This window comes from Acinetobacter sp. IK31 (assembly GCF_035615195.1).
Taxonomy (GTDB): Bacteria; Pseudomonadota; Gammaproteobacteria; order Pseudomonadales; family Moraxellaceae; genus Acinetobacter; species Acinetobacter calcoaceticus_C.
Genome location: NZ_JANBOB010000002.1, coordinates 157384 through 183229, shown reverse-complemented (window position 1 = coordinate 183229; position 25846 = coordinate 157384). Strand labels below are relative to the sequence as shown.

Sequence of the window (25846 nt, the reverse complement as noted above, 5' to 3'; positions counted from 1 at the left end):
AGTTAAGTCTATTGTTTTTATATCTTTTTTTACCGTACTTATTGCTCTTTTTCATATTAAAATTAATTTTATTATTAATTTTTTGCATAAAAACAATAACCAATTGATTTATAAAAGTTTTTAATATACTTATTTCTTCATTAAAAATCTAAAAAAATGCTTTGCACTTTATTTCATAAGCTGAGCATAAGTCCTCGTTTAGTGGAAAAATATTTCTTTTGTAAGGTAGTGACAGCAATACAAGGTGTCATTATGTCTAATTCTCTATCTAAAACGACGGCATACGTCCAAGTCATTCAAAATGATCAACAAGCCATTAATGCCGCTTATCAAGTGGCGGATTATGCTTTAGAGGGTCGGAATACACGTGATCAACAACGCTTATTACCTCATGAGCAAATCGAAAGCTTTAGCCAAAAAGGCTTAGGCGGAATCCGAATTGCAAAAAAATATGGCGGAGCTTTTGTTTCAAATAAAACCTTGGCACAAGTTTTCCGTATTTTAAGTAAAGGCGATGCGAATGTTGGTCAGATTCCACAAAATCAGATTAGCCTTTTAAACCTGATCGAAATTATGGGTACAGAACAACAAAAACAATTTATCTTTTCAGAAATATTAGCAGGAAAACGTCTTGCTAACGGTGGCCCAGAACGTAATACACATGACTCAAAAACTTTAGAAACCACACTTAAAATTGAAAATGGCAAATATATTTTAAATGGCGAAAAATTTTATTCGACTGGAACAAGTTTTGCTCACTGGCTTGCAATTAAGGCTGTTCATCCTGAAGGCCATGTCGTTTTAGTGATTGTGAATCGAGATACCCAAGGCATTGAAGTTATTAATGACTGGAATGGCTTTGGCCAACGTACAACTGCGAGCGGTACAGTTAAATTAAATGATGTTGAAGTTAATCCTGAACTTATTTTTGATGAACGCTTATTAACACAAGCCCCAACCTATCGCGGTGCTTACTCACAATTATTACAGGTTGCCATTGATGTAGGCATTGCAGAAGCCGCTTTTGAAGATACTTTATCAACCATTCATAAAGCACGCCCGATTATTGATGCAAAAGTTGAAAAAGCCAGTTTTGAACATTACACCCTGCAAGAGGTGGGTAAGTTAAATATTCTGCTCGATGCTGCAATTTTATTGCTTGACGAAGCTGCTGAATATTTAGATGAACTTGACCAACTTCAAAATGTGACTGATGAACAAACAGCAAAAGCATCTATTTTAGTTGCTGAAGCGAAAGTCTATGCCAATGATGCTGCTCTACAAATCTCTGAAAAATTACTGGAACTTGGGGGAAGTCGCTCAAGTTTAAGCCAGCACAATTTAGATCAACATTGGCGAAATGCCCGTGTGCATACGTTACACGACCCTGTTCGCTGGAAATTACATGCCATTGGCAATTATTACCTGAATGGTCATTTCCCTGCCCGACACGCGTGGATTTAAGGAGAAATTGTCATGACTTCATATCAATCGGTTCAAACTAAACAAACATCGGCATCAAACCAAGCACAGATTATTCAAAATGATGCTGAAGCTTTAGAAGTTGCAAAACAATTTGCTGAGCAATTTAAAAAAACCGCAGTAGAACGCGATACAAAGCGAATTTTACCGTATACCGAAATTGATGCCTTAAGCCAGTCTGGGCTATGGGCAATTACAGTACCCAAGCAATATGGCGGTGCCGAAGTTTCAAGTCATACCGTTGCTAAAGTAATTGCGCTTTTAAGCGGTGCAGATGGTTCAATTGGACAAATTCCACAAAACCATTTCTATGCTTTGGAAGTATTACGCAATACGGGAACAGAAGCTCAAAAACAACGCTTATATGGCGAAGTGTTAAATGGTACGCGCTTTGGTAATGCTCTAGCCGAATTCAAAACAAAAACCTCTACCCATAAACAAACCAATATCCGTCCTCACGAAAATGGATATTTGATTCAGGGCGAAAAGTTTTACTGCACAGGAAGCTTATTTGCTCACCGTATTCCAACTCTAGTTTTAGACGATGCAGGCCGAGAATATCTGGCATTTGTTAAAAGTGGTTCGCAAGGGCTAAAACTTGTAGATGACTGGTCTGGTTTTGGACAAAAAACCACAGGCAGCGGCACAGTCAAGTTTGATCAGGTTTTTGTAGATGCAGATGATGTCATTCCTTTTGATACTGCATTCTTACAGCCCACTTTAGTTGGTCCATTTGCCCAAATTATGCATGCGTCTATTGAAGTAGGTATTGCACGTGCAGCTTTTGAAGAAAGCTTGCAAAGAGTACATCAAGCTCGCCCATGGATTGATTCACAAGTTGCAACGGCAAACCAAGATCCTTTAACGATTTATGAATTAGGACGCATTGCTGTAGATGTACGAGCAAGTGAAGTTTTATTAAAACAAGCTGCTCAATCAATTGATGCCGCAAAAATTGAAACTACCCCTGAAAGGATCGCTAAGGCTTCAATTGATGTTGCCAAAGTACGTGCTCATAGTAGCGATATCGCATTAAAAGCGTCGTCAAAGCTGATTGAACTTGCTGGAAGCCGTGGTAGTCAAGCACAAGATGGTCTAGACCGTTTTTGGCGAAATGCACGCGTACATACGTTGCATGATGCTGCACGATGGAAATATTACTTTATTGGGAACTATGTCCTGAATGGTGTTCTACCACCTCGTCGGGGGACATTGTGATGACTGATTTTAAAGCTAAAGAAATTTTGCTGAATGCCTTTGATATGAACTGTGTTGGACATATCAACCATGGTCTATGGACACATCCACGTGATGAGTCACACCGTTTTAATGAACTGAGCTATTGGACAGAACAGGCCAAAACCTTAGAACGTGGTCTGTTTGACGGCTTGTTTATTGCCGATATTACCGGCGTATATGACGTCTATCAAAACGGTATTGATCTCACTTTAAAAGAGTCAATTCAACTTCCGAGCCATGACCCTTCCACACTCATTTCAGCTATGGCAACAGTCACTCAAAACTTGAGTTTTGGGGTCACTGTTAACTTAAGCTATGAGCATCCGTATCAATTTGCTCGTCGCTTTGCGAGTCTTGACCATTTAACTCAAGGTCGTATTGGCTGGAATATTGTTACCGGTTATCTAGATAGTGCAGAACGTTTGATTGGTCAAAAAGGTTTAAAAGACCACGATGCACGTTATGAACAAGCCGAAGAATTTTTAGAGCTTTGCTATAAATATTGGGAAGGTTCATGGGAAAATGACGCAGTCAAAAAAGATAAAACAAATCGTGTTTTTACAGACCCAACTAAAGTTCACACCATCCACCATCACGGAAAATATTACCAGAGTGAAGGCGTATTTCAGGTGTCGCCTTCGGTGCAACGCACCCCAACATTGTTTCAAGCGGGTGCGTCACCAAAAGGTATGCAGTTTGCGACTCGTCATGCCGAATGTGTATTTATTGGTGGTGACAAGCCCGAAAAAATCCGCGAACAAGTGAAAAAGATTCGCGCTCTTGCCGAACAGCAAGGACGTGCAGCAGATGACATTAAAGTCTTTGTTGGCATAACCGTTGTTGTTGCCGAAACACATGACTTAGCTGTACAGAAACTTAATGAATATCGTCAGTACGCAAGTCCTGAAGCAGGCTTAGCGCATTATGCGAGTTCAACAGGTATTGACCTAAGTAAGTTTGCCGACGATGAAGCGATTCCCTACCAGAAAAGTAACAGCATTGTTTCCATTACCGAAAAATTTAAAGAACAGCAAATCACTAAAAATGATTTAAAAGCTCAGCATGTTTTGGGTGGTCGTTATCCGCTCATTGTGGGTAGTGGCGAAGAAGTTGCTGAATACTTAATTCATCTTTTAGATGAAACCGATATTGATGGCTTTAATTTGACGCGTACTGTTGCACCTGAGTCTCACCACGACTTTATTCGTTTAGTTATTCCTGAACTACAACAACGTGGCCGCTATAAAACTGCATATAAAACGGGTTCACTACGGAACAAAATCTTTAATCGGGGTGATCAACTACCAAAACAGCACCCTGTTCAAGCGTTCCGATGTAGTCCCTATAACAACAGCAAAAACTTAACAACAATTGAAGAAATAACTGCTTAAATTTGGAGATAGACATGGCTCAAACAGCCTCTAAAAAATGGCTAGGCGTAGGCTTAGTCGTTGTGGTCCTTTTTGTTGCTTTATTCTTTTGGAATAAACACCGTCAAAGTGACTCAAATGAACTTGTAATTGGCATTAGCCCACCATTTGCAAAAACTTTACAAGCTGCTGCCGATGAGGCAAAGCAACAGGGTTTAAATGTAAAATTGGTAGAATTTTCTGACTGGAACACACCAAACATTACCTTAAATCATGGGGATATTGATGCGAACTTTTTCCAGCATCAACCTTTCTTAGACAATGCAATTAAAGAAACAGGCTTTAAATTAAAGGCATTTGCAGTCGGTGCAGCATCACATGTCGGACTTTATTCAAAGAAATATAAAAGCTTTGATGAATTGCCACAAAACGCACGTGTAGTCATTCCAAATGACCCAGTGAACCAAGGTCGGGCCCTACTACTCTTACAGCAAGCTAAATTAATTACGCTTAAAGATTCAAACAATCATTTATCTGCACTCAAAGATGTTGTTTCAAACCCTAAAAATTTGCAATTCGTAGAGGTTGAAGGACCACAAACTGCACGTGCAATTGATGATGCTGACTTGGCTTTTGGCTATCCACATTACTTACGTTTAGCAAAAACAGCTGACCCTGAAAGTGCACTTTTACTTGATGACAATACGAATAAACGTTATGCCATTTTATTTGTAGTGCGTGATGACTATCAGGACAAGGGCGATAAGTTAAAGAAATTTGTTGAGATTTATCAAAACTCGCCAAAAGTTAAAGCGGTCTTAGATGCTGAGATTGGACCAACACTTTGGTTCCCGGGCTGGAAGTAATAACGGAAAGATTATGGCTATTCAGTTCAAACAGCATAAGCCGTGGTTACTTGGAATTACGATTTTAATCGTGATTCTAAGTCTCGTCGGGTATCGCTATATTAAAAATAAGCAAGCTGATGATGTCTTAACAATTGGCATTAGCCCGCCTTATGCAGAGTTACTACAAAGCGTTGTCAATGAAGTAGAAAAGCAAGGTATTCATGTCAAACTCGTTGAATTTTCTGATTGGCGAGCACCAAATGTTGCCGTACAAAACGGCGATATTGACGCAAACTTTTTCCAGCAAAGCGTATTTTTAGGCAATGCTGTTAAAGAAACGGGTTATGACTTACATGCATTTGCCGTGGGCTCAGGAAGTCATGTAGGTTTATATTCAAAAAAATATAAAACACTTGAAGACTTACCTACAAAAGCACGCGTTGCTATTCCAAACGATCCAGTCAATTTAGCTCGCGCTTTAATTCTGTTGCATCGCGCTGGCTTAATTCAGCTAAAGGACAGCAACAATGAACTTTCAACAACCCAAGACATTATTGCTAATCCTAAACAGTTGAGTTTTATTGAAGTTGAAGGTCCCCAAACAGCACATGCATATAACGATGTCGATTTAATTTTCGGCTTCCCTCACTACTTAAAAATGGCAAAGGTAACCGACCCGCATAGCGCATTATTTTTAGATCCAATCGATAAAAAATATGCAATTTTGTTTGTCACCCGTCGCGATTACCAAGATAAAAACCAAAAACTTGCAACCTTTGTTAAAGCTTTCCAGAACTCAAAACAAGCACAGAATATTCTGGATAAAGACTTTGGCCAAGGTATGTGGTTTCAAGGCTGGAAATAAGGAGAATGACAATGGTGAGTTTTGGATCACAAGTTGATTTTTCTCTACCTCATATCAAAATTCGTGGTTTAAATAAGTTTTACCAATCGCAGGGTCAAAAACTGCATGCTTTAAAAGAGATTAACTTTGATGTTCCTCAAGGTAAAATCCTAGGCATTATTGGGAAAAGTGGCGCAGGCAAATCGTCTTTGCTCCGTACCTTAAATGGCTTAGAGCAAGTGAATACTGGCAGTATTCATATTCATCAACAAAACATTGCTGAATTGAGTCATGCCGAGCTCATTCAAACCCGTCAACGAATTGGAATGATTTTTCAGCATTTCAATTTGATGTCTGCAAAAACAGTTTGGGAAAATGTGGCTTTGCCCTTAAAAGTTTCCAATTACAACAAAGCAGATATCGACCAACGTGTAAATGAGGTTTTGGCTTTAGTTGGACTGTCTGATAAGTCTGGCTATTATCCGTCACAACTTTCTGGTGGGCAAAAACAACGTGTTGGCATTGCACGAGCACTGGTTCACCACCCTGAAATTTTACTGTGTGATGAAGCCACTTCAGCACTTGATCCAGAAAGTACCGCCACTATTTTGGCTTTACTTAAAAAGATTAATCAGGAATTGGGCTTAACCATTGTATTAATCACTCACGAAATGCAGGTCATTCGAGAAATTTGTGATCAAGTCGTGGTCATTGATCAAGGGGAAATTGTTGAGGCTGGACAGGTTTGGTCCGTGTTTTCACGACCAGAGCAACCCATTACTCAAGAGCTACTTAATCTTGAACAAATCACGCTACCTTTTAAAATCAGTCCTCTACCCGATGAAGATTCGACTCATATTATTGTAAAACTTAAATATGAGGCTGAAGCACATCAAGTTCCAGATATTCAAGAATTACTTTCTAGGTTTAAAGCACCCGTCAATTTATATCAAAGTCAGGTCGACACGATTCAAGGGCATATTATTGGTTCACTTTTAGTCGGTATCCCTAATGTAGAAATTGATATTTCATCCATACAACAAGATGCATTAACTGCAATTGCACAATTTGAGGTACTTGGCTATGCCCGACCAGCTCATTGATTTATTAATTACTGGAACTGTAGATACCTTACTGATGGTGGGCGCATCTGCATTGATTGCTTTTTTAATTGGCTTACCGATTGCTGTTGTTCTAGTGAGTACTTCTGAGCATGGCATTCACCCATCACAAAAGATTAATCAGGCTTTGGGTGGGGTCATCAACATTACTCGCTCTGTACCTTTTCTTATTTTAATGGTGGCTCTTATTCCATTGACTCGCTGGATTGTGGGTACCAGTTACGGTGTTTGGGCAGCCGTTGTTCCGCTGACAATTGCGGCAATTCCTTTCTTTGCCCGTATTGCAGAAGTCAGCTTACGTGAAGTCGATCAAGGCTTAATTGAAGCGGCTCAAGCAATGGGGTGTAACCGTAAACAAATTATTTGGCATGTGCTTTTACCAGAGGCTCTACCAGGTATTGTGGCAGGCTTTACTGTGACTATTGTGACCATGATTAACTCCTCTGCCATTGCCGGTGCTATTGGTGCTGGTGGCTTAGGAGATATAGCTTATCGTTATGGTTATCAACGTTTTGATATGCAAATTATGTTAGCTGTCATTTTTATATTAATTGTTTTGGTGATGTTAATACAAGCGACAGGCGATGCATTAGCCCAGCAACTTGATAAACGTAAAGTTTAAACTCAACAGAACCCTGCTCTAGCCATGACTTTGTCATGGCTTTCATGTAAAATCAGCGACAATTTTTAATTTACACATTTGTGAGTGGTTTTCATGGGTTTTAATTGCGGTATTGTTGGTCTGCCAAACGTAGGGAAATCTACCCTTTTCAATGCATTAACGAAAGCAGCAATTGCAGCGGAAAACTTCCCTTTCTGTACCATTGAACCGAACACAGGTATTGTTCCTGTACCAGATCCACGTCTAGACAAACTTGCTGCGATTGTTAAACCGCAACGTATTTTGCCAACTACAATGGAATTTGTAGATATTGCAGGTCTTGTTGCTGGTGCATCAAAAGGTGAAGGCTTGGGTAACCAATTCCTTGCTAACATCCGTGAAACTGATGCAATTGCTCATGTTGTACGTTGTTTCGAAGATGAAAACGTTATTCACGTAAATGGCAAAATTGATCCATTAGATGACATCGCGACCATCAATACTGAACTTGCACTTGCAGACCTTGAAACTGTTGCTAAAGCAATTTTACGCTTAACTAAAGTTGCTAAAGGCGGTGACAAAGAAGCTGTTGCAACTAAAGCAGTTTTAGAAAAAATCCAACCATTACTTGACGAAGGTAAACCAGCACGCGCAGCTGATTTGTCTGATGACGAACGTAAATTAGTTCGTGGTTTTGGTTTAATGACTTTAAAACCAACGATGTATATTGCAAACGTTGCAGAAGATGGTTTTGAAAATAACCCGCATTTAGATGCAGTAAAAAAACTTGCTGCGGAAGAAAACGCAATTGTTGTCCCTCTTTGCAACCAGATCGAAGCTGAAATTTCATTATTAGAAGATGAAGACCGTGCTGAGTTCCTAGAAGCAATGGGCATGGAAGAACCTGGTTTAAATGTGGTTATCCGTGCAGGTTATGCGCTTTTAGGTTTACAGACTTATTTCACTGCTGGTGTACAAGAAGTACGTGCATGGACTGTAAAAGTTGGTGCAACCGCTCCTCAAGCAGCTGGTGTGATTCATACTGACTTCGAAAAAGGCTTTATCCGTGCTGAAGTTGTTGCATATGATGACTTTGTACAATTCAACGGTGAAAATGGCGCTAAAGAAGCTGGTAAATGGCGTTTAGAAGGTAAAACTTACATCGTTCAAGATGGCGATGTAATGCACTTCCGTTTTAACGTTTAAGTTAAAGCTTAAAAAAAAGCCCCATAATATTGGGGCTTTTTTTATATCTATAAGGAATGATTCAATCCATCATCTCTCGTTTACTACGTGCTTCTTTCAAAATTCGCTCATGCAATGGCTTTCTAAAACCCAGCATAAATATAAATTCTGCCAACACAAATAACGGCCCTATCGCAAGTCCAATTACATCATCCACAAAAGCTGGTTTTTTCTTTTCGAAATAATGTCCAACAAACTGAAAGACCCACCCTACCACAAAGAAACCAACGCTTGCTGCTAACCATTCTCCCCAAGATAATTGGGCAATCTGGCTCGCCAGTGGATACACAGCGGCTAAAAGAACCAGCATAAGCAAACCAAATATTTTATCTAAAATAAAATAATAAATTGAACTCGCTGCAATCAACACAATAGCTAAAGTCATTTTAAAACTACCAATATCGATTCCTGCTCTTGCTGTTAAACATAAAATTGAAAACACGATGAGTGGAATACCAATAAAATGCGTCAAAATATTTTTATGATTTAAATGATAAGCCGCATATTTGCTAAGCTGTTGCTCCAGATTCGACATGAGTTATTCCCTATTCATCAACATATAGTCATACTGTACAAATAAGGAAAACTTAAAGTTGTCAGCTATTTGACAAAGTAATGATTTTTTTCATGGATGGCCGAATATTGGACCTTATTTATATTAATCGATTGAAAGAAAACACATGGTTCAGTGCCCTTCCAGAAGCATTCCAAAACTTTATTCTAGAGCATGGCAAGCAAATAATCTTTGAAAAAAACAGCTATGTTTTTCGTGCCCAAGATGTGTTCGATGGCATTTATACTGTACTCGAAGGCTCAATCAGTTTAGGTTATGTCGATGTAAATGGGAATGAAGCACTCGCTGCAATTGCAGAACCTATTATGTGGTTTGGTGAAATATCCCTCATTGACCATGAACCGCGCTCACACGATGCAATTGCTTTGAAAAAAAGTACGGTTCTGCATATTCCTGCGAAGCCCTTAAATGAGCTACTCAAAGAAAATCCTTATTACTGGTACTATTTTGCGCGTTTAACCAGCCAAAAACTCAGGTATGTTTTTTTAGAACAGATTGCTATCCAAACACGCAGTATTTCTCAAAGACTTGCTCAGCGTCTTCTATTTATTTTAGAGGGTTATGGCAATCATATTCTCATTCAAGATCATCATATTCATATTTCTCAAGAACAATTGGCAAATATGCTGACCACATCTAGACAGACAATCAATCATGAACTGAGCCTGCTCGAAAAACAAAAAATCATCAAAATTGCTTTTAGAAAAATTGAGATTTTAGATATTGAGCAATTGAAAGTAATTGCTCAAGCTCATGCGTAATTTTTTGTAAAGGCGACTATATAACAAAAACTTAAAACTAAATTAAAAAAATAGATAACACTGCAAAACAACACATTGTTCAAACTCTATTTCACAAAATAAATGTTTTAAAGCAGATATTTTCATCTTACACTCAAGCTGAGCAATAATACTCAACAAGGCGCTGATTAACATGAAAAAATTATCAAAAATTCTTACAGCCGGCGTATTGGCTATGTTAAGTGTTTCGGCATTTGCATGTCCAAAAGGAACTCAATTACAAGGTGGTACAGGACCAAATCATAAAGGCGGAAAATGTGTTGCTGCACACGGCAAAGCAACTGCTAAAAAAGAAGTAGTAAAAGCAAAACAAGATGTTAAAAAAGATATGACTGAACAAAAGCATGAAGCCATGACGAAATCTATGCATGCTCAGCATGATGCAAATCAAATGAAACATGACGCGATGAAACCAGCAACAAAACCTTAATTAACATTCACTCATTATCATTTAAAAGTAAAAAAGCGAGATTGATCATCTCGCTTTTTATATTTACAAGTTTTTATTTTGGAGAGGTATTGCCAAGATTAGGGTTATCAATTGCATCCTTACACTGGGCTTTATCACGCTCATAATCAGCTTGCTTCTGAGCAACTGAATTATTATTTTCTAATGTTTCACGCGCCCATACATCTAAACTGGTTAATGCTTTACGGCAAAGCGCATATTTCCCTTCCGTAACCGAGTCAGTCATTTTCACATTAATACGCCAGTCCGTACTTAATTGACGTAGAGGTTTACGAACGTTGTCATTAATTTGACTGAGCTGCTTTTCATAAACCAAATGCTCAACCGTATTAATTAGCGTCCATGCTTTTTGAGCATAAACAGTTGCATCATTAGTTAGTTTCGGTGCTGGCTTAATTTCTACTTTTTTTTCTGCATCTTGATGACCATTGTCACAGCCCTGCAATGTAAAAATACCTGCACTCAACATGGCGATATAAACTAAACGAATCTTAGCGTTGAACATAGCAAACTGCCGATTAAACATTTCGGCACTATGCTATTAAATTCGGCTACAATACTCAATCTTTCAAGTATTTTTATCATTTGGTTTATTGCCAAGGTGTATCGTGTCCAAACAACAATTGATGGCTGATCAAACGGCGACTTTTTGGCAAGGCGCTAAAGATAGTCAAGCTATCGTACTTACCTATTTGCCCGTTTCTTTTGCTTTTGGTGTTTCTGCATCTCAGTTTGGTTTTACCCCATGGGAAGCTTTTTTCCTATCTTGTTCAATGTATGCCGGAGCCAGCCAATTCTTGGTTGTAGCCCTTTTAGCCAGTGGTTCATCGATTTGGTTAACTGCGCTAACAGTCATTGCACTTGATATTCGTCATGTGCTTTATGGACCAGCCCTATATAACCTTATTCCGAACAAATTAAATCTTAAAAAAACGGCGGTTTGGGCGTGGGGGTTAACCGATGAAGTTTTTGCGAGTGGGATGATCCAACTTTCGCAACGTCGTCAACAATGGTCCGAGTCTTGGATGTTAGGTCTAAGCCTATTTAGCTGGATAGCTTGGGCAAGCGGCTCTTTACTAGGCGGATTATTTGCAGATCAGGTCACTCATCTGCCAAAATTTCTACAAGCAGCATTAGACTTCTTACTTCCAGCTTTATTTTTGAGTTTTTTATTAGCTGCGTTTGAACGCAAACATAGCCTTGTAGTCGCGGTATCCTTAGTCGTTTCAGCTTTGTCCTGCTATTGGATTAACTTATCTGCTGCCATTTTTATTGGTATTCTTTCAGGCATTTTAGCAGGCTTGTTTAAACATTATGTATTAAGACAACAAGAAGAGGTCGAAGTTTAAAATGAACTTAGAGATTATTCTGGTAGGTATAATTGTCGGTATTGCTAATTTCGCCTCACGTTTTGGACCATTCTTTGTTATACAAAAGCTACAAAGTACACAGCAAAGACGCGGTTCAGTCTGGTTAAAAATTGCTTTGGGTTGTATTGGTATATCTGCAATTAGTGCCATGCTTGTGGTAGCAACACTTCCACCGCTGCTTGAAAATCCAGATAAAAGTTTAGCCATGCTTATCGGCTTTTTGGTTTTAGCAGGTCTTTATTTTAAATTTAAAAAAATTGTTCCAGCAACATTAACCGCCGCAATTGTGTATGGCCTGATCTATACTTACTTACCTTTATAAATAGATAAACTTGTCATCCTTATATAAAATAACTCACAGTCAGAGGTGTTGAGACTTCTGGTGTAAAAACTAATTTTCGAATTGATTAAAAAGATAACTTCATTTACTTAATAGAGATAAAAATGTCACAAGTTAAAATTTACGCAAATGAACGAACCATTATGCAGTATCGAGAACTACTTTCTCATGCTATTCATCAAGCCCTCATTGAAGAGTTGAAATATCCTATCGAGAAAAGATTTCAGCGTTTTATCAGTCTTAAACCTGGAAATTTTATCTATCCTTCTGATCGTAGCCAACACTACATTATTCTTGAACTTTCAATGTTTGCGGGACGTAGCCCAGCTACTAAGAAACAACTCATTCAAACTTTATTTCGCAATATTGAAGAACAATGCAAAATAGCACCTCAAGATATTGAAATTACGATTTTTGAAACCCCTAAAGAGAATTGGGGTATACGCGGTAAAAATGCTGATGAGCTACTTTTAAATTACCAAGTTAATATCTAAAAAGTACATTTTTAATTGTCCGACAAAATTACTTTTTTTATGCATGATAAGGCTTAACTCCACCATAAGTTCTGCTATGCTTAAAAAAATAATTTTGTCAGGATGATTCGCATGAGCGTGACACTCGGTACCCCACTTCAATCTTCTGCATTCAAAGTTTTATTGTTAGGTTCAGGAGAGCTTGGCAAAGAAGTTGTAATTTCCTTACAACGCCTTGGTGTAGAAGTACATGCAGCCGACCGTTATGATCATGCGCCAGCCATGCAAGTTGCACATTTTTCTTATGTGTTAAATATGGCTGATTCAACTCAATTAAAACAGCTCATCGAAAAAATTAAACCGAATTTAATTGTTCCAGAAATCGAAGCCATCGCTACAGAAGTTCTTGTTGAAATTGAAGCGAGCCAAACTGCAACCGTTATTCCTTCTGCTAAAGCGGTAAACCTGACAATGAATCGTGAAGGTATTCGTCGTCTTGCTGCTGAAGAGCTTGGTTTACCTACCTCTGCTTACCGATTTGCCGACTCACTAGAAAGCTTCCGTGCTGCTTCTGATGATATTGGTTATCCAAACTTTGTAAAACCAGTAATGTCATCGTCAGGTAAAGGCCAATCTCGTGTAAAAAGCTTCGATGAAGTCGATGCTGCTTGGGAATATGCGATGCAAGGTGGTCGTGTTAACCAAGGTACGGTCATCATTGAATCTCAAATTGATTTTGATTTTGAAATTACATTACTTACCGTTCGTGCTAAAAACCCTGAAACTGGTGAAATCGAAACTCACTACTGCGACCCAATTGGTCACCGACAAGATGCAGGTGATTATGTAGAAAGCTGGCAGCCCCAACCTATGACAGCTGCTGCACTTGAAGAAGCAAAACGTATTGCGAATAAAGTTACGACAGCACTAGGGGGCTGTGGTATTTTTGGTGTAGAGCTGTTTATTAAAGGCGATAAAGTCTGGTTCAGTGAAGTATCACCTCGCCCACATGATACAGGTCTAGTGACTCTAGCATCGCAATTTCAAAGCGAATTTGAACTGCATGCTCGTGCAATTTTAGGATTACCAGTGAGCACAGCTCGCCATAGTGTTGCTGCTAGCGCAGTTATTTATGCTGGTGTAGATGCCAACAACTTAAGCTATAGCGGCTTAAATACGGCATTAACTAATCCAAATACCGACCTACGCCTGTTTGGCAAACCAGAAGGTTTCAAACGACGTCGTATGGGTGTGGCAACTGCTCGTGCAGAAAATACTGATCTTGCCCGCACTTTAGCGAAAGAAACCGCTGATCAAGTAAGCGTAAAAACCAACTCTTAATATTTACTTATTGGTAGACCCATCTTCATGATCAATACATCGCCATTGCTGAACTACGTTACAAGCCATCATGATATTAAAGCCATTAATCAATGGCGAACAGATGTAGAAAAGCAATTGCAGGATTCATATGAAAATGGGCAATCTATTCGGGAAGTCATTAAAGCACGCTCAGATTTAGTTGACGAAGCACTGATCTTTTTATGGAGACATGCTGAACTCGACCAGACTGATCTAGGTCTTTTTGCTGTAGGTGGTTATGGGCGCCGTGAAATGCTGCCCTATTCCGATGTTGATATCATGATTTTGTCAGAACATGAAATTAACGAAGAAAATGAAAAGCGTATTTCTACATTTATTTCCTCTTTATGGGATGTTGGCAATTTCAAACCTGGAATTAGCGTTCGTACCATTCAAAGCTGTGTTGAACAGGCAGCGACAGATCTAACCGTCGCAACTACACTCATTGAAGCGCGTCTAATTACGGGTAATAGTCAACTTGCAAAATGGCCGCGTCGTATTGTTTCGCAAACGTGGACAGACAAAACCTTTTATGATGCAAAAATGGCTGAACAAGCTAAGCGTTACCACCAACACAACAATACTGAAAGCAATTTAGAACCCGATATTAAAAATGCACCGGGTGGCATTCGTGATATTAACCAGATTGGCTGGATTGCCAAGCGTCATTTCCGTGTAAACCGCATTTATGACTTAGTACATTTAGGTTTTATTTCAGAGTTTGAATTAACAGTTTTAGAAGAAGCTGAAAGTTTTCTTTGGGAAATTCGTCACCATTTACATCGCTTAGCGAAACGTGATGAAAACCGTCTTCTGTTCGATCATCAAAGAGAAATCGCTGCTCAATTTGGCTATGTCCGTCAAGAAGGTCAGCCTGTAAATTACGGTGTCGAGCAGTTCATGAAACGTTACTACCGTACTGCTCAGCAGGTTTCAACACTCAATGAAATGTTGTTGGCGTATTTTAGCGAATCGGTCATTACTCCGCGCTTACCCAATTACGAACGTAAAATTGAGGAAGTTAATAATCATTTTAAAATTGTTGATAACAAGCTTGCCGTACAGCACCACAAAATATTCGCAGAACACCCAAGTGCCATTTTAGAACTATTCTATATTTTGGCTAATCGACCAGATATTGAAGGCATTCGCGCTCGTACTTTACGCTTACTTATTCTTGCTGCAAAACGGATTAACCAAAATTATCGAGATAATCCTGAACATCAAGCGCTGTTTATGTCGATTATTCGTTCACCCTATCGTCTATACGATACTTTGGTTGCGATGAAACGCTATGGTGTTTTAGGAAACTATATTCCAGCGTTTGGTCAAATTATGGGCCTTATGCAATATGACCTATTCCACATCTATACAGTCGATGCACACACATTATTATTGCTGCGCAACTTAAACCGTTTTAAAGAACCTGAGTTTGCTAAAGAGTTCCCTGTTGTAAGCTCTGTTTTTCAGCGTCTCGCACGTCAAGATATTGTATTTATCGCTGCATTATTTCATGACATTGCCAAAGGCCGCGGTGGAGACCATAGTGAACTCGGTGCAGAAGATGCAATCGAATTTGGACGTGCGCACGGCTTTACAGAGCGTGAATGCAAATTAATTGCATGGCTCATCCACAACCATTTACTCATGTCACTGACTGCTCAGAAAAAGGATATTTCAGATCCGGATGTTGTTAAAGATTTTGCCGAAAAACTTGGCGATATGGAACATCTCGATTATCTATATACCTTAACGGTTGCAGACATTAATGCGACAAATCCAAAACTGTGGAACACATGGCGTGCCTCACTTATGCGTCAACTTTATACGCATGCCCGTGATGTCATTCGTACAGGTTTAAGTCGTCCTGTTGACTATCAAATGCTGATTGAAGACACCAAATTTGCAGCAAGTGAATTACTGGTGAATAACTTCTCATTAGCAGACGTCGAAAAAGTATGGCAAGAACTCGGCGATGAATACTTCATTAAAGAATCAGCAGATGAAATTGCATGGCACACTCAAGCAATTTTGAAACACGGTGATAATTCAGAGCCATTAGTACTGTTGCGTGCTCACCGTAAAGCTGCCCAAGATGCAGTGCAAATCTTTATATATACACGTGACCAACCCAACCTTTTTGCCACCACTGTTGCAGTTTTGGACAAAATGAATTTAGACGTTCAAGATGCAAAAATTATCACGGCAAGTACAGCATTTAGCTTAGACACCTATGTTGTACTTGATCGTTTCGGGACATTACTGACCGACCCTGAACGCGAAGAAACCGTTAAAACTGCATTAGTGAAAGCGCTTAGTCAGCCAGATCAATACCCAGGACTTATGCAACGCCGTATTCCACGTCAACTACGTCATTTTGATATTGAAAATACAGTCGACGTTACATTGAATGAAGCGTTACAGCAAAACATGGTCGAAATTTCAACACTTGATCACCCTGGCCTACTTGCACGTGTGGGTGGTTTATTTATGATGCAAGGTTTAGACATCCATTCAGCTAGAATCGCAACTTTAGGTGAACGTGCAGAAGATATTTTCTTTGTCACGAAAAAAGATGGAAAGCCGTTAAATAATGAAGAGGTCAAACTCTTCTCGGAAAAGCTTAAAGCTGCATTAGATGAAGCATCTAATCAAATTTGTCAGCACTGAAACTCAACTAATTGGTAACTGTTTAATGAACTCTAGCTTGTCGTTATTGCACCCGTATCCATTTGAAAAGTTAAACCAGCTTTTTAAGGATATCACTCCTGCTCATCTTCCATTGATTCCACTATCAATTGGTGAACCTAAGCATCCAGCACCAGAGTTTGTTAAACAGGCAATTATTGATAACTTTAACCATCTATCAACTTATCCAAATAGTAAGGGTTTGCCAGAGCTTCGCCAAAGTATTGCAGAGTGGTTAACCAAACGCTTCAAACTCAATAGCATTAGTGCAGAAAACCATATTTTGCCAGTGTCTGGTACTCGTGAAGGAATTTTCTCATTTGTTCAGGCGCTCATTAACCGTGAAGACGCACCGTATGTGGTCATGCCGAATCCGTTTTATCAAATTTATGAAGGTGCAGCTCTACTGGCTGGTGCAAAACCCTATTTCATAAATTGCACAGAAGAAAATGGCTATTTAGGTGATTTTGATGCTGTGCCCGCAGAAGTATGGGAAAAAACAGCCCTTCTTTTTGTATGTACACCGGGCAACCCAACAGGTACTGTGCTTTCTAAAGAGCAATTCAAAAAGTTAATTGCCTTATCTGATCAATATAATTTTGTTATTGCTTCTGACGAATGCTATTCAGAGCTTTGGTTCGATCAAGCACCTACAGGCTTATTAGAAGTTTGTGCAGAACTTGGTCGTGATGACTATAAAAACTGTGTCGTATTCCATTCACTTTCTAAACGCTCAAACTTACCGGGTTTACGCTCAGGTTTTGTAGCGGGTGATGCAGAATTATTAAAACCATATTTGCAGTACCGTACTTATCATGGTGCAGCAATGCCTGTTCAACATCAGCTTGCATCAATTGCAGCATGGAATGACGAAAGCCATGTTGAAGAAAATCGTAAGCAATATCGTGCAAAATTTGATTTATTCCAAACCGAACTCGGTCACTTATTACCTCTGCAAAAACCAGATGCTGGTTTTTATTATTGGTTAAAAGTTGATAACGACGAAACTTTTGCCAAGATGTTAATGGAAAAAGCACATATTAAAGTTTTACCGGGACGTTACCTATCTCGTGATACCGAACAAGGTAACCCTGGGGAAAATCATGTACGTATGGCTTTAGTCGCCGATTTAGCGCAATGTGAAGAAGTAGTTAAGCGTTTAAAAGCAATTCTCTAAGCATAAGTAACTTGTACAGCCTTTAGTAATATTAAAGGCTGTACACTACATTAACTATAAACAACCAGTAGTACTGCGAAAAATATAAAAGCGAGACTAGAACAATAATATAAGCCTATCGCTGAACGTTTAATCTGTTCTAGAACTCGATTTTGAAGCAATAGATGAACCAACAGTAAGTTCCAAACAAGTACCATCGCAGTCATCCACGTGCTGATTAGCAATTTTTGAACCAGACTAAATTGATGCTGAATGAGCAACATTAAGCTACTATAAAACATAATATTTTTAGGATTAAGAAGACTAGATTGTATTCCTAACATTAAACTTTTAATTTTAATCTGGTGTTGTGGTTCTTGATTTATTAAGCCATTTTCTTCAACCGCGAAAGTTAAGTTGTCAGAACGAGCAGCCTTAAAACAAAGATAACTTAAATAAGCTAAATACCCTGCTCCAAGCCATTTAAGTACTAAAAGAATGTTCGTACTTAAATTTCCAAGCAACATAAATCCAAACAGACAAGCCATTAAAATTAAGGCATTACCCAAAGTAATTCCTACAATGACGCCATACGTATAGCGCGAGCCTTTTTGTAAAAGGCTGGTCAAAATAAGAAAGAAATCAGGTCCCGGAGATAACAAAGCTAAAAAGTGAGTAAAGGCGATAACTAAAAAAGCTTCCATAACGGTTTCATCTGTAAAACAATATGGAATATCTTAAAAATAGAGATAAATAATTTCTTGTAAATTATTGCGCGGCAGCAAGTTGGAACTGTCGAGGAGTGATTCCTGTATGGGCTTTGAAAGCTTTATGAAAATGGCTCTGATCACTAAAGCCTAAATTTACAGCCAGCTCTGCGAGTGGAATGCCTTGCTTTAATTGTGCTCTGGCCTGATTAATCTTTAAATTAATTTGAAATGCATGCGGTGTTAAACCAACATTGGCTTTAAACAGACGAATGATTGCATATCGACTAAGGCCCACCTGTTGGGCAAGCTCTTCTAAAGAAATAAATCGTTCGGATGATTTAATAATATGAATTAAGTCCAAAAAGCTTTCATACAAATATTGAGTTTTCTGTATTTCTTCTAAAATAAAATTGGGTAATAACAGCTGTGTAAGGCAATAGATAAGCGACTGTTCTTTTTCAAAAATCAACTTTTTTGAATCAAATAAAGTCTCATTCATATCAGAAAAAGTCTGATATAAATTTTCATCTTTAATAATGAGAGGTCTATGCTGGGGCAAATTTAAATCAAAGCCCTCTTTTTGAAATTCGGCGTACCATTGATTAAGCCAAGATATATCCAGATGCAGCATCTGGTAACTCCAAGCCTGATCAGGCAGCGGGTTACAAGAATGTTCAATGTGAGCTGGCACAATGACTAACGTACCAGCAGAAATCTTTTGTGCTGTACCAAATGAGCTTTGGAAAACGCTATTCCCTTCATCTATAGCTCCAATTGAAAATGTTGGATGACTATGAGATTTATAACATGTTCTGCTAAAACAAGTTCTTCTGGTTTCAACATAAGGCATTCGCTCATCTTGCCAAAACTCAAAAGCTTGGGGAATAGCGTTCATTGAATTTATTAACTTGCTAATGCTTTTTCAATATCAGCTTCTAAAGCTTCTGGTTTAGTCGTAGGTGCATAGCGGTTTAGCACAGCGCCATCTCTTCCCACCAAAAATTTGGTAAAGTTCCATTTAATCGTGCTACTGCCTAAAATACCTTTAGCTTCACGTGTTAAATATCTAAAAATCACGTGGGCTTCCGGTCCTTTTACATCCACTTTTGCAAACATCGGGAATTTCACCCCATAGTTGCGCTGACAAAAAGTACCGATTTCTTTATTATTGCCTGGATCTTGCCCCCCAAACTGGTTGCAGGGAAAACCTAAAACTTCCAATCCTTGATCTTTATATTTCTCATAAAGTTTTTCAAGGCCCGCAAATTGTGGTGTAAAGCCACATTTACTTGCGGTATTTACAATTAGTAAAACTTTACCTTTGTAATCAGCTAATTGCTTAACTTCGCCCTCTAACAGTTCAGCTTCAAACTGATAAATATTACTCATGGATAGGTTTCCTCATCATTTTTTTCTTGTGATTTCAGTTGTAATGATGCCGAGTTTACACAATAGCGCAAACCAGTCGGCTGTGGTCCATCTTCAAAAACATGCCCTAAATGGGCTTCGCAATCATGACAAACAATTTCTGTTCTGACCATACCATGCGATAAATCGTCATGTTCTTCAATTGCAGTTGCCTCAATCGGTTTAAAGAAGCTAGGCCAACCACAACCACTGTCATATTTAGTATCTGATGAGAACAATTCTGCGCCGCAGCAACGGCAGACATAGGTACCATGTTGCTTAGTATTCCAGTATTGCCCCGTAAATGCAGGTTCAGTGCCCTTTTGTCGTGTGATCCGATACTCTTCTGGTGATAACTCTCTTTGCCATTCCCGGTCTGTTTTATTGACTTTTCCCATGACATGCACCTTTTATTCTGATGTAAACATTTCTGATGATTGAGTTTTATATTTACGCCATTCATCACAAAAACACTAGTCTCTGAACGTAAAATTTGTTGGAATTTAAACATATAAAGAACAAAAAGCAAAAAGTAAGCAAACCACAAAATCAAAAGTAAGCAAATTTATTACTATTCCTCTTTAAAGCAAGCAAACATAGTGCTATTCTTATTGCGCACGGTTGTATAGGACAAAACATGTCTCAGAAAAAAAGTGTGGTTTTCCAACAACTACTACCAATTATCAAACAATATCAACAATCGGGTTATACCCATGAAAAAATTGTTGAATTGCTAAAAGATCAACACGATCTAAATTTGGTAACAGTTAAAACATTTAAAAGTTATTTATACCGATATGCAAAAGTGAATCCAGTTATGTCTAAAAATACTGCTACTCTCCAATCCATGCCAACTTCTCGAGAAATTAAAAAATCATCAAAACTTGAGCATGTTTGTTATGACATCCGTGGGCCGGTATTGCGAGCCGCCAATGAAATGGAAGAGCAAGGACATAAAATTATCAAATTAAATATTGGTAACCCTGCTCCATTTGGTTTTGAAGCACCACAAGAAATTATTAATGACGTTGCTTTAAACCTGCCAAATGCAATTGGTTATGTTGATTCAAAAGGTATCTTCCCTGCTCGTAAAGCAATTTGTCAGTACTATCAACAGAAAGGGATTCTAAATATGCATGTCAATGACGTGTATGTTGGTAACGGCGTATCCGAACTGATTGTCATGGCTATGCAAGGTTTGTTAGATGATGGTGACGAAATGCTGATTCCAATGCCAGATTATCCACTTTGGACAGCAGCCGTTAATCTTTCAGGTGGTACAGCAATCCACTATAAATGTGATGAAGAAAATAGCTGGTATCCAGATATTGCTGATATTGAAAGTAAAATTACGCCGAACACACGTGGCATTGTCATTATTAACCCGAACAACCCGACTGGTTCAGTATATCCACGTCATGTGCTTGAACAGATTGTCGCAGTTGCAAAGAAACATGACTTAATTTTATTTGCTGACGAAATTTACGACAAAATTATTTATGACGGCATTGAACATGTTTCAGTGGCTTCATTAGCGGGTGACCAGCTTTGTGTATCTTTTAATGGCTTGTCAAAAGCTTATCGTATTGCAGGTTTCCGTTCAGGCTGGATGGCAATTACTGGGGATAAAAGCCGTGCTGCTGACTATATCGAAGGTTTAGATATGTTGGCATCTATGCGCCTATGTGCAAACGTTCAAGCTCAATATGCGATTCAAACTGCTCTCGGAGGATATCAATCAATTAATGACTTGATTCGTCCGGGTGGCCGTTTATACGAACAGCGTAATATTGCTTGGGAAATGCTAAATGAGATTCCTGGGGTAAGCTGCGTGAAACCAGATGGAGCAATGTACTGTTTCCCTCGCCTAGATCCGAACATCTATCCAATTGAAGATGACGAAAAGTTAATGCTTGATTTGTTACGTGCAGAAAAAGTGTTATTGGTGCAAGGTACAGGCTTTAATTGGCCAACTCCAGATCATTTCCGCGTGGTTTTCTTACCTGCTGAAAATGAATTACGAGAAGCAATTACTCGCTTAGGTCGTTTCTTAGCCAATCGTCGTTAAAAAAAATGCATATCGAAAAAGGCATCTTAAATTGGATGCCTTTTTTGATAATTCTATTTTATTATTTAAAAAAATAATTATCCCAAACGCTACTACCTTCCTATCTATTCAAAAACAACACTTTGAATTTAAGTGTTTTTCATTAGAAATTTAATTCTTTTAACCTTTAAATTCAGCTTAAAAATTTATTTATATATTTTTACCATACGTTTAAATTTATATGTAATTTCGCATTTTCCTCTATCTTCACTATGCAAAAAATGCATGGATCAATATTTTTTTGCATTTCACACTGCATCAAAATCGAGCAACAATCCCCTTCCATAACAACATCACCATATTCGATTCGGTTTAAACAGATACAGATCTAGGAAGATAAAATCGTTAAAACGACCGGACTGAACTAACAAGGAAAGCTTTCAATCATTCAAATCCCATCAAAGGATGATTGAATCAAATGGATAGAGGTTCATATGAAGCAAAAGAAATTGCTCAAGTATATTGTTATTGCTATTTTACTCGGCGTACTGACAGGTTGGATTTGTCACCACTTTTTCAATGAAGGTGAACAACTCAAACAGATCGCTTCTTATTTCAGCATTATTTCAGACATCTTTTTACGCTTAATCAAAATGATTATTGCGCCATTGGTATTTGCCACTATTGTTGCAGGCATTGTATCAATGGGGAAATCAACATCAATTGGAAGTATTACACTTAAGTCAATGACTTGGTTTATTACTGCTTCGTTTGTATCGCTTGCAATCGGTATGGGATTAGCTAACTTCTTCCAACCTGGTGCAGCTTTAGATTTAGCATTACCAACAGCACAACAAATTAGTAGCTCTTCTCTCCCAACTACTACTGGTTTCACCCTACAATCATTCTTAAGCCATGTTTTCCCACGCAGCATTGCAGAAGCAATGGCCAACAATGACATACTACAAGTACTTGTTTTTTCAATCTTCTTTGGTTCCGCTCTTGCTTTTGTAAATCAAGGCAAAGAAAAAGACTCAGTTATTGTGCGTTTGACTGAAGAACTCAGTAAGATCATGTTCCGCATTACCGATTACGTCATGATGTTCGCTCCTTTTGCAGTATTTGCAGCAATGGCTTCTGCAATTACTGTACAAGGTTTAGGCTTAATCGTTGACTACGGTATTTTAATCGCAGAGTTCTATTTCGGTCTTCTATTACTTTGGATCATTTTATTCTCTGTCGGTGCAATAGTACTGAAAAAAGATATTTTCCGCTTAGGCAAATTAATTCGTGAACCTGTAACGCTTGCTTTTGCTACAGCTTCAAGTGAATCTGCGTACCCAAAAGTAATGGATGCATTAAATAAATTTGGTGTACCTAAAAAAGTGACTAGCTTCGTACTACCTTTAGGTTATTCATTTAACTTAGATGGTTCAATGATGTACACCACTTTTGCAGTACTGTTTATTGCTCAAGCTTACAACATCGATCTGAGCTTCACTCAACAAATCTTAATTCTGTTAACTCTTATGGTGACAAGTAAAGGTATTGCGGGTGTATCACGAGCTTCTATCGTCGTTATTTCAGCAACACTCACCATGTTCAATTTACCTGAAGCAGGTATTCTCTTATTGCTTGGTATCGATCAGTTCCTTGACATGGGTCGTACTGCAACAAACGTAGTAGGTAATAGTATTGCTACAGCAGTTGTTGCCAAGCTTGAAGGTGAGAAAGTAGCTGATACTGAAGAACTACCAGAGCCTGTATTAATTAAATCAACTCAAGAACAAACGACCGCTTAAGTTTCTCTTCTCTCCCACTCTCCCAACTTAAGAGCAATTTTATATGACCTTATAAAATTGCTCTTCTTTTTATTCTAAAATTAAACAATAAAAATTTATCTATATTTTTATATTAAATAATGAGATTTAACTCCTATTAAATTTTCTCAAAACAAACCTTAAAAAGAGAACAAAAACCACCCAAACAGAATTTATATTCTCAAAAATAAACATCAACTGATTAAATTTTAATTCATTTATTAAAACTTAATTATATTAAGCTATTTAAATTATTATTTAGTTTCTCCATCTAAAAATTCATACAATTCCATTTTTTAAAAAATATATCTTATAATCAATATATTATAAATACCAAATAGTAAATAAAGCCCTCATTACACCTATTATTTTTTGATTTTATAATGATAAAAAAATCATTTGTTTTCTTTATATAAAAAAGTAAAAAAATTGAGATAAATTAGAAAAACTTAATAGATTTTTTTATTTATTCATGATATTTATTAACGCTGAATAAAAGCAATGACTAAGTAATTGTTGGTAAAACAAAATGCTATTCAAGGATGCTTCTTATTCAGCAAGTTACGAATATGTTTTACATGGTATGTATTTTGCTTAGGAAAAGCAGACATATTCGACAAACTTTTTTTTACTTTCGTCACTTCATAAGGATATTTTCGATGTTGACTAAAACTGTTAAATCTTTAGGTTTAGCGATGGGCTTATTGGCCTGCTCTCTCCCAATTTATGCAAAAAACAATGTCGTTGTTGTTGCCACTGGCGGCACTATCGCAGGTGCTGGTGCAAGTTCAGCAAACAGTGCGACTTACACTGCTGCAAAAGTTCCAGTTGATGCCTTAATTAATGCAGTTCCACAAATCAAAGATTTGGCGAATGTAACTGGTATTCAGGCATTACAGGTCGCTTCTGAAAGTATTACTGACAAGGAATTATTACAAATTGCTCGTCAAGTAAATGAGCTGGTAAAAAAGCCATCTGTTAATGGTGTTGTGATTACTCACGGTACAGATACTTTAGAAGAAACAGCATTTTTCTTAAATCTGGTTGTTCATACTGATAAGCCGATTGTTATTGTTGGTTCAATGCGCCCATCAACTGCTCTTTCAGCAGACGGACCACTTAACCTTTATAGTGCAGTTGCTTTAGCAGCTTCTGATGATGCAAAAAATAAAGGCGTTATGGTTCTTATGAACGACTCTATTTTTGCTGCACGTGATGTAACTAAAGGCATTAACATTCATACAAATGCTTTTGTTAGCCAATGGGGCGCTTTAGGTACATTAGTTGAAGGCAAGCCATACTGGTTCAGACAGTCTGTAAAACGTTTTACAAATGCTTCTGAATTTAATATCGAGAATATTAAAGGCGATGCGCTTCCAACAGTACAGATCGTTTATGGCTCAGGCTCTATGCTTCCAGATGCTTATGAAGCATATGCAAAAGCAGGTGCTAAAGCGATTATCAATGCAGGCACTGGTAACGGTTCGGTACCAAAATATATCGTCCCAACTTTACAAAATCTTCACGACAAGAACGGTATTCAAATTATCCGTTCATCACGTGTTGCACAAGGTTTTGTAGTGCGTGATGCAGAACAACCTGACTCTAAATATGGTTGGGTAGCGGCACATGATTTAAACCCGCAGAAAGCGCGTCTTCTTACTGCATTAGCGCTTACTAAAACGACAGATGCTAAAGAAATTCAACGTATGTTCTGGCAGTACTAAATTTTTCAACCAGCTCAAACCTAGATGTTTGGGCTGGTCATATTTTATAAAAATAATGTCTTTATATTAAATCTGTACAATAGATGTTCAACTCACTCTTCTTAAATAATAAAATCCTTAACAGTTTGCCAAAATATTAACCATTTCCTTTTA

Annotated in this window: 25 protein-coding genes; 19 read left to right on the top strand and 6 right to left on the bottom strand. The window is 38.1% G+C overall.

Annotated features, from left to right (window positions below):
- The first annotated feature begins 228 nt into the window (after positions 1-228).
- The 8 genes from MSG66_RS01710 to ychF all read left to right on the top strand — a co-directional run bounded on the left by MSG66_RS01710 (position 229) and on the right by ychF (position 8711).
- A complete protein-coding gene (locus tag MSG66_RS01710) occupies positions 229-1464 on the top strand; it encodes an SfnB family sulfur acquisition oxidoreductase (protein WP_133973956.1) in 1236 nt (411 codons plus the stop codon).
- Positions 1465-1476: 12 nt separating this feature from the next.
- Entirely contained in the window at positions 1477-2700 is a 1224-nt protein-coding gene (locus MSG66_RS01705) for an SfnB family sulfur acquisition oxidoreductase (RefSeq protein ID WP_324651798.1), read from the top strand.
- Positions 2700-4112, top strand: coding sequence for an LLM class flavin-dependent oxidoreductase (locus MSG66_RS01700; protein ID WP_324651796.1), 1413 nt, complete (start codon positions 2700-2702; stop codon positions 4110-4112). The genes MSG66_RS01705 and MSG66_RS01700 overlap by 1 nt, the downstream gene beginning before the upstream one ends.
- A gap of 14 nt (positions 4113-4126) precedes the next feature.
- Positions 4127-4957 (top strand): MetQ/NlpA family ABC transporter substrate-binding protein, encoded by an 831-nt coding sequence (locus tag MSG66_RS01695; protein ID WP_324651794.1) that lies wholly within the window; start codon positions 4127-4129, stop codon positions 4955-4957.
- Between the two features lie 13 nt (positions 4958-4970).
- Positions 4971-5804, top strand: a complete 834-nt coding sequence (locus MSG66_RS01690; protein ID WP_324651792.1) for a MetQ/NlpA family ABC transporter substrate-binding protein — start codon at positions 4971-4973, stop codon at positions 5802-5804.
- Between the two features lie 5 nt (positions 5805-5809).
- Positions 5810-6886, top strand: coding sequence for a methionine ABC transporter ATP-binding protein (locus tag MSG66_RS01685; RefSeq protein ID WP_324651790.1), 1077 nt, complete (start codon positions 5810-5812; stop codon positions 6884-6886).
- The gene (locus tag MSG66_RS01680) at positions 6867-7526 is read left to right on the top strand and encodes a methionine ABC transporter permease (protein WP_324651788.1); all 660 of its coding nucleotides are present in this window, start codon (positions 6867-6869) and stop codon (positions 7524-7526) included. The genes MSG66_RS01685 and MSG66_RS01680 overlap by 20 nt, the downstream gene beginning before the upstream one ends.
- A 93-nt stretch (positions 7527-7619) precedes the next feature.
- Positions 7620-8711 (top strand): redox-regulated ATPase YchF, encoded by a 1092-nt coding sequence (ychF, locus tag MSG66_RS01675; RefSeq protein ID WP_005047532.1) that lies wholly within the window; start codon positions 7620-7622, stop codon positions 8709-8711.
- A gap of 61 nt (positions 8712-8772) precedes the next feature.
- On the opposite strand, the gene MSG66_RS01670 is transcribed toward ychF, so the two are convergent.
- Positions 8773-9285, bottom strand: coding sequence for a DUF962 domain-containing protein (locus MSG66_RS01670; protein WP_133973970.1), 513 nt, complete (start codon positions 9283-9285; stop codon positions 8773-8775).
- 92 nt (positions 9286-9377) lie between these two features.
- Here MSG66_RS01670 and MSG66_RS01665 point away from each other — a divergent pair, with 92 nt between their 5' ends.
- Positions 9378-10085 carry a Crp/Fnr family transcriptional regulator gene (locus MSG66_RS01665; RefSeq protein ID WP_133973972.1) on the top strand — a complete coding sequence of 236 codons (708 nt, stop codon included), beginning with the start codon at positions 9378-9380 and terminating at the stop codon, positions 10083-10085.
- Positions 10086-10257: 172 nt separating this feature from the next.
- On the top strand, positions 10258-10554 hold the full coding sequence (locus MSG66_RS01660; protein ID WP_133973974.1) for a hypothetical protein: 297 nt from the start codon (positions 10258-10260) through the stop codon (positions 10552-10554).
- 73 nt (positions 10555-10627) lie between these two features.
- On the opposite strand, the gene MSG66_RS01655 is transcribed toward MSG66_RS01660, so the two are convergent.
- A complete protein-coding gene (locus MSG66_RS01655) occupies positions 10628-11098 on the bottom strand; it encodes a hypothetical protein (protein WP_197730905.1) in 471 nt (156 codons plus the stop codon).
- A 121-nt stretch (positions 11099-11219) separates the two neighbouring features.
- Here MSG66_RS01655 and MSG66_RS01650 point away from each other — a divergent pair, with 121 nt between their 5' ends.
- The 6 genes from MSG66_RS01650 (at position 11220) to dapC (ending at position 18003) form a co-directional block, all read left to right on the top strand.
- Positions 11220-11942, top strand: coding sequence for an AzlC family ABC transporter permease (locus MSG66_RS01650; protein WP_324652365.1), 723 nt, complete (start codon positions 11220-11222; stop codon positions 11940-11942).
- A gap of 1 nt (position 11943) precedes the next feature.
- Positions 11944-12285, top strand: coding sequence for an L-valine transporter subunit YgaH (ygaH, locus tag MSG66_RS01645; protein ID WP_324651781.1), 342 nt, complete (start codon positions 11944-11946; stop codon positions 12283-12285).
- A 122-nt stretch (positions 12286-12407) separates the two neighbouring features.
- Positions 12408-12797, top strand: a complete 390-nt coding sequence (locus MSG66_RS01640; protein ID WP_324651779.1) for a tautomerase family protein — start codon at positions 12408-12410, stop codon at positions 12795-12797.
- A gap of 102 nt (positions 12798-12899) precedes the next feature.
- Entirely contained in the window at positions 12900-14117 is a 1218-nt protein-coding gene (gene purT / locus MSG66_RS01635; protein WP_324651777.1) for a formate-dependent phosphoribosylglycinamide formyltransferase, read from the top strand.
- Between the two features lie 27 nt (positions 14118-14144).
- A complete protein-coding gene (glnD, locus tag MSG66_RS01630; RefSeq protein ID WP_324651775.1) occupies positions 14145-16808 on the top strand; it encodes a [protein-PII] uridylyltransferase in 2664 nt (887 codons plus the stop codon).
- Positions 16809-16833: 25 nt separating this feature from the next.
- Positions 16834-18003 carry a succinyldiaminopimelate transaminase gene (dapC, locus tag MSG66_RS01625; RefSeq protein ID WP_262472466.1) on the top strand — a complete coding sequence of 390 codons (1170 nt, stop codon included), beginning with the start codon at positions 16834-16836 and terminating at the stop codon, positions 18001-18003.
- Between the two features lie 50 nt (positions 18004-18053).
- On the opposite strand, the gene MSG66_RS01620 is transcribed toward dapC, so the two are convergent.
- The 4 genes from MSG66_RS01620 to msrB all read right to left on the bottom strand — a co-directional run bounded on the left by MSG66_RS01620 (position 18054) and on the right by msrB (position 20497).
- Positions 18054-18686, bottom strand: a complete 633-nt coding sequence (locus MSG66_RS01620) for a LysE family translocator (RefSeq protein ID WP_262471698.1) — start codon at positions 18684-18686, stop codon at positions 18054-18056.
- A 64-nt stretch (positions 18687-18750) separates the two neighbouring features.
- Positions 18751-19596: an AraC family transcriptional regulator gene (locus tag MSG66_RS01615; protein ID WP_324652361.1), complete on the bottom strand. Its 846-nt coding sequence runs from the start codon at positions 19594-19596 to the stop codon at positions 18751-18753.
- The gene (locus MSG66_RS01610) at positions 19596-20081 is read right to left on the bottom strand and encodes a glutathione peroxidase (protein ID WP_003651303.1); all 486 of its coding nucleotides are present in this window, start codon (positions 20079-20081) and stop codon (positions 19596-19598) included. The genes MSG66_RS01615 and MSG66_RS01610 overlap by 1 nt, the downstream gene beginning before the upstream one ends.
- Positions 20078-20497, bottom strand: a complete 420-nt coding sequence (gene msrB / locus MSG66_RS01605) for a peptide-methionine (R)-S-oxide reductase MsrB (RefSeq protein WP_005041267.1) — start codon at positions 20495-20497, stop codon at positions 20078-20080. Before msrB ends, MSG66_RS01610 begins: the two co-directional genes overlap by 4 nt.
- 239 nt (positions 20498-20736) lie before the next feature.
- On the opposite strand from msrB, the gene MSG66_RS01600 reads away from it, so the two are divergent.
- From MSG66_RS01600 to MSG66_RS01590, 3 genes are all read left to right on the top strand, one after another.
- Positions 20737-22167 carry a pyridoxal phosphate-dependent aminotransferase gene (locus tag MSG66_RS01600; RefSeq protein ID WP_042896604.1) on the top strand — a complete coding sequence of 477 codons (1431 nt, stop codon included), beginning with the start codon at positions 20737-20739 and terminating at the stop codon, positions 22165-22167.
- A 473-nt stretch (positions 22168-22640) separates the two neighbouring features.
- Positions 22641-23948: a dicarboxylate/amino acid:cation symporter gene (locus MSG66_RS01595; RefSeq protein ID WP_324651770.1), complete on the top strand. Its 1308-nt coding sequence runs from the start codon at positions 22641-22643 to the stop codon at positions 23946-23948.
- 677 nt (positions 23949-24625) lie between these two features.
- Positions 24626-25693 carry an asparaginase gene (locus MSG66_RS01590; RefSeq protein ID WP_324651768.1) on the top strand — a complete coding sequence of 356 codons (1068 nt, stop codon included), beginning with the start codon at positions 24626-24628 and terminating at the stop codon, positions 25691-25693.
- Positions 25694-25846: the final 153 nt, after the last annotated feature.

What these genes read in the sequence shown, in the direction of transcription:
- MSG66_RS01685 (WP_324651790.1), top strand. Translation starts at nt 5,810, where the DNA reads ATGACAATGGTGAGTTTTGGATCACAAGTTGATTTTTCTCTACCTCAT.
- msrB (WP_005041267.1), bottom strand. Translation starts at nt 20,497, where the DNA reads ATGGGAAAAGTCAATAAAACAGACCGGGAATGGCAAAGAGAGTTATCA.
- MSG66_RS01670 (WP_133973970.1), bottom strand. Translation starts at nt 9,285, where the DNA reads ATGTCGAATCTGGAGCAACAGCTTAGCAAATATGCGGCTTATCATTTA.
- purT (WP_324651777.1), top strand. Translation starts at nt 12,900, where the DNA reads ATGATTCGCATGAGCGTGACACTCGGTACCCCACTTCAATCTTCTGCA.
- ygaH (WP_324651781.1), top strand. Translation starts at nt 11,944, where the DNA reads ATGAACTTAGAGATTATTCTGGTAGGTATAATTGTCGGTATTGCTAAT.
- MSG66_RS01595 (WP_324651770.1), top strand. Translation starts at nt 22,641, where the DNA reads ATGAAGCAAAAGAAATTGCTCAAGTATATTGTTATTGCTATTTTACTC.
- MSG66_RS01690 (WP_324651792.1), top strand. Translation starts at nt 4,971, where the DNA reads ATGGCTATTCAGTTCAAACAGCATAAGCCGTGGTTACTTGGAATTACG.
- MSG66_RS01655 (WP_197730905.1), bottom strand. Translation starts at nt 11,098, where the DNA reads ATGTTCAACGCTAAGATTCGTTTAGTTTATATCGCCATGTTGAGTGCA.
- MSG66_RS01700 (WP_324651796.1), top strand. Translation starts at nt 2,700, where the DNA reads ATGACTGATTTTAAAGCTAAAGAAATTTTGCTGAATGCCTTTGATATG.
- MSG66_RS01640 (WP_324651779.1), top strand. Translation starts at nt 12,408, where the DNA reads ATGTCACAAGTTAAAATTTACGCAAATGAACGAACCATTATGCAGTAT.
- glnD (WP_324651775.1), top strand. Translation starts at nt 14,145, where the DNA reads ATGATCAATACATCGCCATTGCTGAACTACGTTACAAGCCATCATGAT.
- MSG66_RS01610 (WP_003651303.1), bottom strand. Translation starts at nt 20,081, where the DNA reads ATGAGTAATATTTATCAGTTTGAAGCTGAACTGTTAGAGGGCGAAGTT.
- MSG66_RS01600 (WP_042896604.1), top strand. Translation starts at nt 20,737, where the DNA reads ATGTCTCAGAAAAAAAGTGTGGTTTTCCAACAACTACTACCAATTATC.
- MSG66_RS01665 (WP_133973972.1), top strand. Translation starts at nt 9,378, where the DNA reads ATGGATGGCCGAATATTGGACCTTATTTATATTAATCGATTGAAAGAA.
- ychF (WP_005047532.1), top strand. Translation starts at nt 7,620, where the DNA reads ATGGGTTTTAATTGCGGTATTGTTGGTCTGCCAAACGTAGGGAAATCT.
- MSG66_RS01660 (WP_133973974.1), top strand. Translation starts at nt 10,258, where the DNA reads ATGAAAAAATTATCAAAAATTCTTACAGCCGGCGTATTGGCTATGTTA.
- MSG66_RS01590 (WP_324651768.1), top strand. Translation starts at nt 24,626, where the DNA reads ATGTTGACTAAAACTGTTAAATCTTTAGGTTTAGCGATGGGCTTATTG.
- MSG66_RS01650 (WP_324652365.1), top strand. Translation starts at nt 11,220, where the DNA reads ATGGCTGATCAAACGGCGACTTTTTGGCAAGGCGCTAAAGATAGTCAA.
- MSG66_RS01680 (WP_324651788.1), top strand. Translation starts at nt 6,867, where the DNA reads ATGCCCGACCAGCTCATTGATTTATTAATTACTGGAACTGTAGATACC.
- MSG66_RS01705 (WP_324651798.1), top strand. Translation starts at nt 1,477, where the DNA reads ATGACTTCATATCAATCGGTTCAAACTAAACAAACATCGGCATCAAAC.
- MSG66_RS01695 (WP_324651794.1), top strand. Translation starts at nt 4,127, where the DNA reads ATGGCTCAAACAGCCTCTAAAAAATGGCTAGGCGTAGGCTTAGTCGTT.
- dapC (WP_262472466.1), top strand. Translation starts at nt 16,834, where the DNA reads ATGAACTCTAGCTTGTCGTTATTGCACCCGTATCCATTTGAAAAGTTA.
- MSG66_RS01620 (WP_262471698.1), bottom strand. Translation starts at nt 18,686, where the DNA reads ATGGAAGCTTTTTTAGTTATCGCCTTTACTCACTTTTTAGCTTTGTTA.